Consider the following 12,187-nt stretch of genomic DNA (forward strand, 5'->3'; position numbering starts at 1 on the left):
GCCGTCGTACACACCACCGAGGACCTGGCGTCACACGAGCGTATTCTTTCCAGTCTGTAGCGAGCGACGTGAATGCCGCGTCGACGTGAACAATCCGGCCTGGTAGTTAGGCGCGGCCATCCTCACCCACGCCGAGGCGCTCGCGCAGCGCGGCGGCGGCCTCGTCCATCTTCTCGGGGTCCGTCTGTTCGGCGCGCATGACGTTGGCCAGGCTGTAGCCGCTCATGTCGTCGGCGGGGAAGACGTGGATGTGGGCGTGGGGCACCTCGAAACCAGCGATGAGGTAGCCGGCGCGCGAGGAGCCGAAGGCGTCGATGACGGCGCCCCCGATCTTCTGGGCCAGATCATTCATGTGCGCCCATGTGGCCGGGTCGAGGTCGGTCCACTTGTCTACCTCGGCCACCGGCACGATCAGCGTGTGCCCGTAGGCGATGGGCTCGATGGTCAAAAACGCGGCCACGGTGTCGTCGCGGTAGACGAAGCGGCCCGGGATGTCTCCGTTGATGATTTTGGTAAACACGGTGCTCATGCTCCCCAAGGCTACCTGTAGATTGGGGTGCATGCGCATCCTCGTAATCGGCTCGGGCGGCCGCGAACACGCCCTGCTCAAAGGCCTAAAGGGCCACGACCTCTTCGTCGCGCCGGGCAACGCCGGGATGGCGCGGCTTGCGCAGGTGCACGCCGTCGACGCGGCCTCGCCGGAAGCCGTCACTCAGCTCGCCCGCGAGGTAGACGCGGAGCTCGTGGTCATTGGCCCGGAGATCCCGCTCGTCGCGGGGGTGTCCGACGTGCTGCGCGAGGCCGGTTTCAACGTGTTTGGCCCGTCCCAGGCGGCGGCCCAGCTGGAGGGCTCGAAGGCGTTCGCGAAAGACGTGATGGCTTCGGCCGGGGTGTTTACCGCGTCCGCGACGCAGGTTACCGCCCTCGATGAGATCGACGCGGCGCTCGACGGCTACGGCCCGCACTACGTGGTCAAGGACGACGGGCTCGCCGGGGGCAAGGGCGTGGTGGTCACCGACGACCGCGAGGCCGCCGCCGCGCACGCCCGCGCCGTGATCGAGGCCGGCAACCCTGTGCTTTTGGAGTCCTTCCTCGAAGGCCCGGAGGTGTCGCTGTTCTGCCTGGTCGACGGGGAGACGGTCGTGCCGCTGCTGCCTGCGCAGGACCACAAGCGCGCATACGACGGTGACTTGGGACCGAACACCGGCGGGATGGGCGCCTACACGCCGCTTCCCTGGCTGCCAGCTGATGGGGTGTCGCGCATCGTCGCCGAGGTGGTTGAGCCGGTGGCGCGCGAGATGGTGGCGCGCGGCATTCCTTACCAGGGCTTGCTCTACGCAGGCCTCGCGTGGGGCCCGGAGGGGCCCGCGGTGGTGGAGTTCAACGCCCGCTTCGGTGACCCGGAAACGCAGGCCGTGCTCGCGCTGCTCGAAACGCCGCTTGCCGACGCCCTCAACGCCGTTGCTACCGGAACACTGGCGCAGCTCGGCCCGCTGAGCTGGACCAAGGGTTACGCTGCGACGATCGTGCTCGCCGCCGAGGGGTACCCCGAGTCGCCGCGCGCGGGCGACGCGCTGAGCGGGGATAACCTCGATGATCCGACAAAGGTGCTGCACGCGGGCACCGCCTCGCGCGACGGGGTGTACGTCTCCAACGGCGGGCGGGTTCTCAACGCTTTGGGCGTGGGTGGCACCCTTGCGGGGGCTGTCGAGACGGCGTACGCGCAGCTCGAGGGCGTTGAGCTGCAGGGCGCGTTCTACCGAAAGGACATTGCGCGCGCGGCGATTGAGGGAGCAATCTCCCTCTAGCGTTACTTCTAGGCAGGCGTGCGCCTACGCCGCTGCGGCGGGTGGAACATTGGCGGGTCGGGGGCTTGGCGGGATTCAATCTTGTGGTCCCGTTGCCGTAGTTTCGCACCTGGCGATTGGTGGTACGAAACGGTGTCGTTGAAGGATACCGTACCGTCGGGTGCGACGACCGCGATCCGTCCTGTATCCGAGCACTTTGCCACGTGGGATTTGCCGCCTCGACCGTCTCGGTAGTCGTTGTTCCACGAGTGGTGCCGCCGACATAATCCGGTTAAGTTTGCCAAATCGGTTTTCCCGCCTTGGATGTAGGCCAGTATGTGGTGCATCTCGGTTTCCGACATGGGCACGTCGCAGCCGGTCCAGGCGCACACTCCCTGAATCGCGAGCATCGCGATGCGCTGCTCGACGCTGGCCAGACGAGTGGAGCCCAACGCGATGGGCTCCCCGGTGACCCTGTCGATGTGGAGGATGAAGTCCTTCGTGTCACCCATGCCGAGACGCACTAGGTCGAAGCAGTCGACCTCGACACCAGTGTTGGTCATAAACGTTGTGTGCCAGTCGGCGTCGGCGAGGTCGTCGAGCGTGATGGCGAGCACGACGGAGGCCGCGCCGCGGTTTTTCACCTGCCGGTCGTTCTCGAATTGGGTGAGGATTCGCCAGAGCTGGTCGAAGCGGCGCTGGGTCGGTGTGCGGTAATCCTCCTTGGAGTCCGCGCTGATGTTGGACCCCGGGGCCGAGTCCGAGTCGAGGAGCGCCTTGAGCAGCGCCCAGTCGCCGGCCGTCATTGTCGCTGTGACGTCGAAGGTCCCGTCGGATTTCTTGCGCGATGCCCTGACGCCGCGCGAGGAAAAGCCCGCGTTGGGGTCCGCAGCTGGTTTGTGGGCCAGGTTGGCGCGATCCACGAGCCTGCACACGAACTTGCGGAGGTCACTGACGCTGCGCCCAGCGGCTTCCGCAAGGGCCTGGGCGAGGATGGAGGGACGCTCCTTCGAGGCCTCCTTCGACAGGGCGCGCAGTTCGTTGTCAATGGCTGCCTGCTTGTCGGGCCCGATGCCGCGCGCGTCATCACGCGCCTTCTTCTGCTGATTGCCGGGATCGGCGGTTTCGCCCCGACGCGGGGGAGCGCCAAAGTCGAAGGCCGGCTCCGACTCCGCATCATCTGCAGGGGGCGCGAACAGATCCCGCCCGCGCTGGAGCCTGCGGGAAGCTTCGGCGCGCGAGAGGTCGAGGGCCTTTTCAAGGTAGTCGTTGGCGTATGTCGCCCCCACGCTGCGCCCAGCCCCGTCACGCTCGCACAGGTAGGCGAATGAAGCGTCGACGAGGCCTTTCTGATTCAATGATTTCTCGAGGCGCTCCATATCGGCGCGGGTTGAGTCGAAGGTGAGCGTGGAGGGGTCGTCGAAAAGCGAGCTGAGCTCGTTCATGGCGTCGGCGATGGCGTCGACAAGCGATGTGAGTGTTCTCATGATGACCCCTCCTTTCGTAACTGCCCTTAGTCTAAAAACGCCTCGGACACCTACCCCCAATCGGGGGAACACGCATTCGAAACACCTGCTCAGGCCGTCCTTGACCACGCGTCGTGGAATAATCGAAGCCGTGTCTGAAAAGCCGATGAACCCCAACGTCCTGTCCAACCGCTACGCATCGCCCGACATGGCGTCGCTGTGGAGCGCCGAGCACAAGATCGTGCTGGAGCGCCAGCTCTGGATCGCCGTGATGAGGGCCCAGCAGGGCCTCGGCGTCGACATCCCGGACGAGGCAATTTCCGCCTATGAAAGGGTCATCGACGACGTTGACCTGGACAGCATCGCCGCGCGCGAAAGGGTCACCCGCCACGATGTGAAGGCCAGGATCGAAGAGTTCAACGAGCTCGCCGGACACGAGCACATCCACAAGGGGATGACCAGCCGCGACCTGACGGAAAACGTGGAGCAGCTGCAGATCTACCGCTCGCTCGAGCTCGTGCGCAACAAGGCTGTCGCGCTGCTCAAGGCAATCGGCAACCGCGCTGAGCAGTACAAATCGCTGGTCATGGCGGGTCGCTCCCACAACGTCGCGGCGCAGGCGACCACCCTGGGCAAGCGTTTCGCCTCGGCCGCGGACGAGATCCTCATCGCCACCGAGCGCATCGAACAAGTCTTGGCCAGCTACCCGCTGCGCGGCATCAAGGGCCCGATGGGGACGGCCCAGGACATGCTCGACCTGATGGGCGGCGACGAAGCCAAGCTCCGCGAACTGGAGACCGAAATCGCCTCCCACCTGGGGTTTGAGCGCATTTTCGACTCCGTCGGACAGGTGTACCCCCGCTCGCTTGACTTCGATGTTGTCTCCGCGCTGGTCCAGCTCGGTGCGGGCCCGTCGAGCCTGGCCACGACGATCAGGCTGATGGCCGGCAACGAGACGGTCACCGAGGGCTTCAAGGAGGGCCAGGTCGGCTCTTCGGCGATGCCGCACAAGATGAACGCGCGCTCCTGCGAGCGCGTCGGCGGCTTCCAGGTAATACTGCGCGGCTACCTCACCATGGTCGCGGACCTCGCCGGCCAGCAGTGGAACGAGGGCGACGTGTTCTGCTCGGTCGTGCGCCGCGTCGCGCTGCCGGACGCGTTCTTTGCCATCGACGGCCAGCTCGAAACCTTCCTCACCGTCCTCGACGAGTTCGGGGCGTTCCCCGCGATGATCAACCGCGAACTGGACCGCTACCTGCCGTTTCTGGCCACGACCCGCATCCTCATGGCGGCGGTGCGCGCCGGCGTTGGCCGCGAAACCGCGCACGAGGTGATCAAGGAGCACGCGGTGGCGATGGCGCTGGACATGCGCGAAACCGGCGCTGAGCAGAACCTCATCGAGCGCCTCGCGCGTGACGAGCGCCTCCCGCTCGATCGCGCCGGGCTTGACGCCGCGCTCGCGGACCGCCACGCCTTCATCGGCGCCGCAGAGTCCCAGGTCGACGGCGTCCTCGCCCGCATTCAGCTGCTTATCGACGCCCACCCCAGCGCCGCCTCCTACACCCCGGGCGAGATCCTGTAGAACGCGGCGCTACTTCCAAGTAATCGACTGCCAGGGCTGAGCGCTGTTCTTCGGGCTCTGCACGGTGTTGAGCTCGACGGCCGTGCCCACGATCCCGGGGTCCGTGGCGCCGGTCCACGTAACAATGGCGCGCTTGTATTCGCGCCCTTCCTCCATGTCCCCCGTGAACGCGGGGACCTCGTCGTCAGGGTTGACGCCACAGTAGGCGTTGTCGCCGCGCTCGACGAAGTTGGCGTTGAGCCCGCCCGGGTCAAGGATCTTGAACCACGGCAGAGAGACGGAGTAGTTGCCCTCGCCGACCGCGACGGGCGTGAAGGTGACGATGAAGCAGGTGAAGCTGTCGTAGCGCTCCGGCTGCGGGGGGTCTTCGCCCTCCTCAGGCTCGGGCAACCCGATCTCGCCGGGGTCCTGGCCGATGTTCTCCTCAACTTCGGCGGACGTGAGCTTTTTCGGTTTTTCCACGGTGACGTCAAAGTACACGGGCTGGCCTGTGTCGAAGCCGGTGGTGACAACGTGGGCGGTCTCTCCAAATTCAAGCGCTTCGCCGCCCTCGGTGGGGGTGAAGTCGTCCGGCATGCCCGGCAGCTCGGTGAGCGTTTCCGCACTGTGACCGGCTGCGGCACTGCTATCCGCCTCGCTTGGGGCGCAGGCGCTCAGCGCTGCCGCCTGGGCCACTAACGCTAAGCCGAGTGCTGCGGTGCGTCGTTTCATGGCCTCTAGATTAGGCTATCGCCTGCAGTTTTCCGCGCGCGCCCACCTGCGCGCCCTCGCGCGATTCGCCCTCGCGCGCTGCGGGACTACACTTGCACACCATGCGCCCTGAGTTATCCGATTACGCTCACCTTTCTGGTGGCAAGGTCCGCGAGATTTACCAGGTGGACAGCGACACTTTGCTGATGATGGCCACCGACCGCATTTCGGCATTCGACTACTCCCTCGAGCCGGAAATTCCGGACAAGGGCCGAATCCTCACGGCGACGAGCACGTTCTTCTTCGACCTGCTGGGCCGCGAGCTGGGCATGCCCAACCACCTGGCTGGCCCGGTGGAGGACGAGCGCATCCCGGAGGAGGTCCTAGGCCGGGCGCACGTGGTGAGGAAGCTGGAGATGATCCCGTTTGAGTGCGTGGCGCGTGGCTACCTCACTGGCTCCGGCAAGAAGGAGTACGACGCTACGGGGCGAGTGTGCGCCGTACCGCTGCCGCAGGGCCTGGTGGAGGCGTCGAAGCTGCCCGAACCGATCTTTACCCCCGCGACGAAGGCGGAGCAGGGCGATCACGACGAGAACGTTTCGTTTTCGTACGTGTCCAACAAGCTGGGTGCGGAGCTCGCCGAAAAGCTTCGTGACGCCACCCTGGCGGTCTACACCACCGCCGCCACCTACGCGCAGACCCGCGGCATCATCCTCGCCGACACGAAGCTCGAGTTCGGCCTCGACGCCAAGGGTGAGCTCGTGCTTGCCGACGAGGTGCTCACCCCCGACTCCTCGCGCTACTGGCCCGCGGACTCCTACGAGGAGGGCCGCGTGCAGCCCAGCTTTGACAAGCAGTACGTGCGCAACTGGCTCACCGGGCCGAAGTCGGGCTGGGACCCGTCGAGCGGGTTGGAGCCGCCCGAGCTGCCGGGTTCTGTCGTTGAGGCGACCCGCGACCGCTACATTGAGGCCTACGAGCGCCTGAGCGGGGAGAAGTTCAGCCACTGGCCGGGCGCCAACGCCTAAGAATTCGGTCGCTACACTAGGCGGGTATGAGTAAATCAGCCCCGCACGCCCCAAAACACCCGATCACCCGCTCGTTCCACGGGCGCGATGTGGTGGACAACTACGAGTGGATGCGCGATAAGGCCAGCCCGGAAACGCTGAGCTACCTTGAGGCCGAGAACGCGTACACCGAGTCCCTGACCGGCCACCTGCAGCCGCTGACGGATGCCATTTACGGCGAGATTAAGGGCAGGGTCAAAGAGACCGACATGTCCGTCCCGTCGCGCCAGGGCGGCTGGTGGTACTACGGCCGCACGGTCGAGGGCAAGGACTACGGCATTTCCTGCCGCGTCGCCGCCGAGCGCGAGCAGCCGTGGACGCCGCCTCGCGTGCCTGAGGACGGCTCCCCGCTGCCCGGCGAGCAGGTGTTGCTCGACATCAACGAGCTCGCAGCTGACCACGAGTTCTTCTCCCTCGGTGCCTCCCGCGTGTCCCCCTCGGGCCGCCTGTTGGCCTACTCCTTTGACACCTCGGGCGACGAGCGCTTCGAGCTGCGCGTCAAAGACTTGGAGACGGGCTCGCTTTACGACGACACCCTAACCGACATCTTCTACGGCGCAGTGTGGGCGGGCGAGGAGCACATCTTCTACGTGCGTGTCGACGACGCCTGGCGCCCCCACCAGGTGTGGCGCCACACGCTCGGCACCCCCGAGTCCGCCGACGTGCTGGTCTACGAGGAGCCCGACGAGCGCTTCAACGTCGGCGTCGGTGCGGACCGCGCCGAGCGCTTCCTCTACATCGTCTCGAGCTCGAAGAGCACCAGCGAGTTCCACGTCCTCGACTTCGACAACCCCACCGGCGAGTTCCGCATGCTGTGGCCGCGCCAAGACGGCGTGGAGTACGACGTGGACTTCATCGCGCCCGGCGGCCAGGAGAAGTGGGTGGTCACCCACAATGCGACGGGCCCCAACTTCGCGGTGGGCACCTGCCCGATCGATCAACTCGCCGACCTGAGCGAGCTTGACGACGTCGCACCGCACGACGACTCCCGCCGCATCGAGGGCACCGACTCCTACCGTGACTTCCTCTTCCTCAGCTACCGCGCCGGAGGCATCGGCCGCCTCGCCGTGGCCGATCTCACCGCTGGCGGCATCGGGGAGTTCACCGAGCTCGAGTTCAATGAGGAGCTCTATACCGTGAGCCTCGGCGGCAACCCCGAATGGGACGCCCCGGTCGTGCGGCTCAGCTACACGTCGTTCACCCAGCCCGCGCAGGTGCTGGACTACACTGTCGCCGACGGGGAGTTCACCCTGCTCAAGCAGCAAGAAGTCGAGGGTGGTTACGACCCCGCCGAGTACGTGGCGGAGCGGATCTGGGCGACGGCCGAGGACGGCACGCAGGTGCCGGTGTCGGTGGTGAGGCGCGTTGATGTGGGCGTCGATAAGCCGCTGCCCACGCTGTTGTACGGCTATGGCTCGTACGAGCACTCGATCGACCCGGCGTTCTCCGTTGCGCGGCTGAGCCTGCTGGATCGCGGGATGGTGTGGGCGTGCGCGCACGTGCGCGGCGGCGGCGAGATGGGCCGGCTGTGGTACGACAACGGTAAAATGATGTCCAAGCGCAACACGTTTACCGACTTCCTCGCTTGCGCTGACGCGCTTGTTCAGAGCGGCGTGACCACCTACGGGCAGCTCGTCGCCGAGGGCGGCTCCGCCGGCGGGCTGCTCATGGGCGCGGTGGCGAACATGGCACCCGATAAGTTCGCGGGCATCCTCGCCATCGTGCCGTTCGTCGACCCGCTCACCTCCATCCTCATGCCGGAGCTGCCGCTGACCGTGACGGAGTGGGAGGAGTGGGGCGACCCGTACCACGACCCGGGGGCCTACGACTACATCGCCTCCTACGCGCCGTATGAAAACGTCGAGGCGATAGACTACCCCGACATCCTGGCCGTGACCAGCCTTAATGACACCCGCGTGCTGTATGTGGAGCCGGCGAAGTGGATCGCCAAGCTGCGCGACACGGCCACCGGTGGGGAGTTCTTGCTCAAGACGGAAATGTCCGCCGGGCACGGTGGGGTTTCGGGGCGCTACGCGCAGTGGAAGCAGACCGCGTTCGAGTACGCGTGGGTGCTGGACAAGTCCGGAGCTGATGCGCGCTAACGGGTCGACTGTGCGATAATTGCGGCTATGCCCGGCCACGTTCTCGTCTCCGTGTCGTCGATTTTCGACGACACTCTAGACGACGTTGTTCGCCTCACCGACGACCTCGACGCCGCCGAGATCCCCGTCTCCCTGCTGGTCGCGCCGCACATCGACAAGAAGTGGCACCTGGCCAAGGACAAGAAGACGCGCAAGTGGCTGCTCGAGCAGCGCGAGGCGGACAGGGCACTGATCCTCAACGGCTTCGACCAGCCCGCGCAGGGGCGCCGGGCGGAGTTCGCCACGCTCGGCGCGCACGAGGCGCGCCTGCGCCTGACCGGGGCGACGCGGCAGATGGAATCGCTCGGGTTCTCCTTCAACATTTTCGCGCCCCCGCGCTGGCGGCTGTCCGAGGGCACCCTCGAGGTGCTGCCGGACCTCGGGTTCTTGCTGGTGGCGTCGACAAGCGGCCTGCACCAGACGGACACGGGCATGTTTTACCAATGCCGCAACCTGTCCGTCGGCGAGGGCTTCGGCGCGGCCAAGTGGTGGCGACGCAACATCATCCGAGCCGCCGAGCGTGGCGCGGCGAAGGGCAACATCATCCGCCTGTCTGTCTCCGGCCGCGAGCTTGACAACAAAAAGGTGCGCCGCGACTTCCTCAACGCCGCTACCGCGGCCATCGAAGAAGGCGCGGAGCCTGCCGACTACCGCGCCTTCCTGGCCTAGCGGGCCCCTTTCGAGCCCCGCTCGCCCCTACAGCCCGAAGCGGGAGAGAATGGACTGCACCGCGTCCGGGAACAGCATGTTTACCAGCGCCGAGATCAGCGCAACCAGCCCGGTGCCCACCAGCAGGGCACCCAAGATGCCGCCGATGCTGCTGCCGGCCGCGACGGGCGGCTCAACCGGGTCGACCGGGTCGACCGGGTCAGTCGGCGCCGAGGCGTCGAAGCCGAACCCGACCTTGACCGGGTCGTGGTCGGAGGAGCGGAAGGGATTGTCGGCCCCGAAGAAGTCCTGCGCGTTGTAGTTGCGGCGGGAGTACTCGAAGGCGACGGATTCGTCGGCGTTGATGTTCCACACCGCCGCGTCCTTGACCAGCTTCATTGCGGCCTCGTTGCCCATCACGTGGTCGAGTGAGCCGAGCTGGCCAGCGAACTGGTAGGAGGCGTTATCGAACTCGCGTCGAGAAGCGATGTTGCTAAAGCCCTCCTGCTCGAGGTAGCGCACGGCGTCCTCCCTGGAGTAGGAGTTCAGGTCGCCCACGATGAAGGTCGGCTTGTTGGCCCAGTCGTCCTGTTCCTTGAGCACCCCGATCAGGGCCGTGGACTGCGCGACGCGCACCTGAGCGTTGTTACCCTGGCCGTCGCCGGTGTCCGCATCGCCGTTCGCGACGGACCCCTTGGATTTGAAGTGGTTGACAATCGCCACGAAGCTCTTGGAGTCGTCCGCGCCAACCGGCTTGAACTCCTGGGCCAGAGGCTGGCGCGCGGTGCCGGTGAACGCGGGGTCGTCGAAGATGCGCGATTCGCCAACCGGCTCCACCTCGGCCTTGTTGTAAATGAACGCCACGCGGATCACGTCCTCGTCGGTGCCCAGCTCGGCCGGGGACTCGGCGTAGGCCCAGTTGCCGCCGGCGGCGTTGAGGGCGTCGACAAGCGTGCGCAGAGCCTCATCGCGGCGTGCGACATCGCCGGTGACGGCGTAGGTGTTTTCGATTTCCTCCAGGCCGAGGACGCTGACGTCCAGGCGGTTGATGGCGTCGACGATCTTCGCTTGCTGGTCCTCGAACGCTGCTTGCGAGTACGCGCCGCGCACCTTGCAATCGCGCGCGGACACGCCGTTGCCGTAGATGTCGGTGTAGGCGCTGCAGCCAGCGACGTCCTCGCCCAGGGTGGTGAAGTAGTTGAGCACGTTAAACGACGCGATGGAGTACTCACCGCGCACGGAAGCCGGAACCTCAAGGGTCGCCGCGCGCGAGTCCTGCCACGCAATCGGCAACTCGTCGGCCGCGTTCTTGCCGGTGATCGGCTCCAGCGGCTGGAAGCGCCAGAAGTTGTGCGAGAAATCGACGACGACGTCGGTCTGGAAATCGACCTGGTCGCCGGCGCGCAGCGACTTGATCCCCTGGTCCGACGTCACCAGGTAGGGCAGCGGGGTGGAGGAGTCGTTGTTGAGGTAGTTGCGCGTGCGGCCGTCGTCAAGGTAGACAACCTCGGCGTCCTGCTTCGCCTGGAGCGCGTTGGCCTCCGCTCCGGGCAGCACCACGTCGGTGGGGGTGCGGTGCGCGGACGCGCCGGGGGCGAGGCCCACCTCGCCGAAGGAGTTCAGCGAGTAGTTGTTGGTCACGGTGTAGTCGCCCACTGGGCGCACGAGCATGCCCTCGTAGGGCTCGCGGGCCTCGTTGCCGGCCGGCAGGGTGGGGATTTCGATCGCGGCCGGAGCGGCCAGCGGCGCCTCCAGCGCGGTGATGGCCGATGCAGTGATCTGGGTCACGGTGTAGAACTCGCTGACGCCGCCCGCGACGCGCACCGAGGCGCCGATCGCGGGGTAGTCGGTGCGTGAACCCATGTAGACGAAGATGCCGTCGGAAGCATCGCCCGGCTTCTTCTCCTCGGTGCCGGAAGCTGCGGTCTGCAGGTAGAAGCCGTTCTTGCCGCCCTCGTTGTACACCGCCGTGACGACGCCTTCGGTAACCACGTTCTGCCCGCTGAGCGGGGAGACGTCGCCGGTGCCCTGGATGTCAGCGATCGGGGTCACCGCGCCGGGCTCGACGGGGTCAACCGGATCTACCGGATCAACCGGGTCGACGGGATCCACGGGGTCAACCGGATCTACAGGGCCCGCCGACGCGGAGTTCTTCGGCGTCGGAGCGGCCACGACAAAGTCGGCGGCGTTGTTGTCCGTGTCCACGCCCTCGCTCTTGCGTTGAACGGAGGTGGCGTTCGAGGTTGCCTTTGCGGGGCTACCCTCGTAAGCAGTGGCTTTGCCCCAGCCCACGAGGTCGACGGTGGTCCCGGAGGCGTCGAGAAGCGCTGCGACAGCGTCGGTGCCGGAGAAGGTCATCCCGGAGGTGTTGTCCGGGGTTGGCAGGGCACCGGTCTGGGCGTTGCCCTTCGCGCCCTGGACAAGGAGATAGCCGCGGGCAGGGACGGAGCCGGAAAGCGTGGCGCGTTGACCAACGTTGTTGGCGGCGGAGCGCTGCTCAATGGTCCAGCCCGTGACGTCGATAGGCGAGGCCGTCGGGTTAAACAGCTCGACGAAGTCGTTGGAGTAGACCGAGCCATTGTTGCCACCCCCGCCGTAGACCTCGTTAATGACGATTCCGGAGCCGTCGGGCGCGGCACTCGCGCCCGGGGCGATGACAGAGACGGTGCCGGCGGCGATGGCGATGGAGATAACAGTGCTCAGAGCGCGATTCAATGACATCGGTTGTCCTTGGCTTGTGAGTCGGGGGAGGCGAATAACAATTCCTCGGTAAAAGTAGCCCGGTACTTATGGGTTCGCTGGGTGA

9 protein-coding genes are annotated in these 12,187 nt (G+C 66.2%); 5 read left to right on the forward strand and 4 right to left on the reverse strand.

Translation table 11 applies throughout. The features are described 5' to 3' along the window. Positions 1-106: 106 nt before the first annotated feature. Positions 107-529: an HIT family protein gene (locus E3227_RS05720; protein WP_136648904.1), complete on the reverse strand. Its 423-nt coding sequence runs from the start codon at positions 527-529 to the stop codon at positions 107-109. A gap of 31 nt (positions 530-560) precedes the next feature. On the opposite strand from E3227_RS05720, the gene purD reads away from it, so the two are divergent. Continuing rightward, entirely contained in the window at positions 561-1,808 is a 1,248-nt protein-coding gene (gene purD, locus E3227_RS05725) for a phosphoribosylamine--glycine ligase (RefSeq protein WP_136648903.1), read from the forward strand. An 8-nt stretch (positions 1,809-1,816) separates the two neighbouring features. Here the strand turns inward: purD and E3227_RS05730 are convergent, their stop codons facing one another. Further along, on the reverse strand, positions 1,817-3,274 hold the full coding sequence (locus E3227_RS05730) for an HNH endonuclease signature motif containing protein (protein WP_144317854.1): 1,458 nt from the start codon (positions 3,272-3,274) through the stop codon (positions 1,817-1,819). Between the two features lie 145 nt (positions 3,275-3,419). On the opposite strand from E3227_RS05730, the gene purB reads away from it, so the two are divergent. After that, positions 3,420-4,835, forward strand: a complete 1,416-nt coding sequence (gene purB / locus E3227_RS05735; RefSeq protein WP_220184577.1) for an adenylosuccinate lyase — start codon at positions 3,420-3,422, stop codon at positions 4,833-4,835. 9 nt (positions 4,836-4,844) lie between these two features. Here purB and E3227_RS05740 read toward each other — a convergent pair whose 3' ends face one another. Beyond that, on the reverse strand, positions 4,845-5,546 hold the full coding sequence (locus E3227_RS05740; RefSeq protein ID WP_144317856.1) for a hypothetical protein: 702 nt from the start codon (positions 5,544-5,546) through the stop codon (positions 4,845-4,847). A gap of 101 nt (positions 5,547-5,647) precedes the next feature. Here E3227_RS05740 and E3227_RS05745 point away from each other — a divergent pair, with 101 nt between their 5' ends. Genes E3227_RS05745 through E3227_RS05755 form a run of 3 tightly spaced genes read left to right on the forward strand, consistent with a single transcriptional unit; the run spans position 5,648 to position 9,402 of the window. Beyond that, entirely contained in the window at positions 5,648-6,553 is a 906-nt protein-coding gene (locus E3227_RS05745) for a phosphoribosylaminoimidazolesuccinocarboxamide synthase (RefSeq protein ID WP_144317857.1), read from the forward strand. Between the two features lie 26 nt (positions 6,554-6,579). Further along, positions 6,580-8,694 carry a S9 family peptidase gene (locus E3227_RS05750; RefSeq protein ID WP_144317858.1) on the forward strand — a complete coding sequence of 705 codons (2,115 nt, stop codon included), beginning with the start codon at positions 6,580-6,582 and terminating at the stop codon, positions 8,692-8,694. Between the two features lie 27 nt (positions 8,695-8,721). Then, positions 8,722-9,402, forward strand: a complete 681-nt coding sequence (locus tag E3227_RS05755; RefSeq protein WP_136648897.1) for a DUF2334 domain-containing protein — start codon at positions 8,722-8,724, stop codon at positions 9,400-9,402. Positions 9,403-9,429: 27 nt separating this feature from the next. Here E3227_RS05755 and E3227_RS05760 read toward each other — a convergent pair whose 3' ends face one another. Further along, entirely contained in the window at positions 9,430-12,102 is a 2,673-nt protein-coding gene (locus tag E3227_RS05760) for an ExeM/NucH family extracellular endonuclease (protein ID WP_144317859.1), read from the reverse strand. Between the last annotated feature and the right edge of the window lie 85 nt (positions 12,103-12,187).

Source organism: Corynebacterium sanguinis (assembly GCF_007641235.1).
GTDB lineage: Bacteria > Actinomycetota > Actinomycetes > Mycobacteriales > Mycobacteriaceae > Corynebacterium > Corynebacterium sanguinis.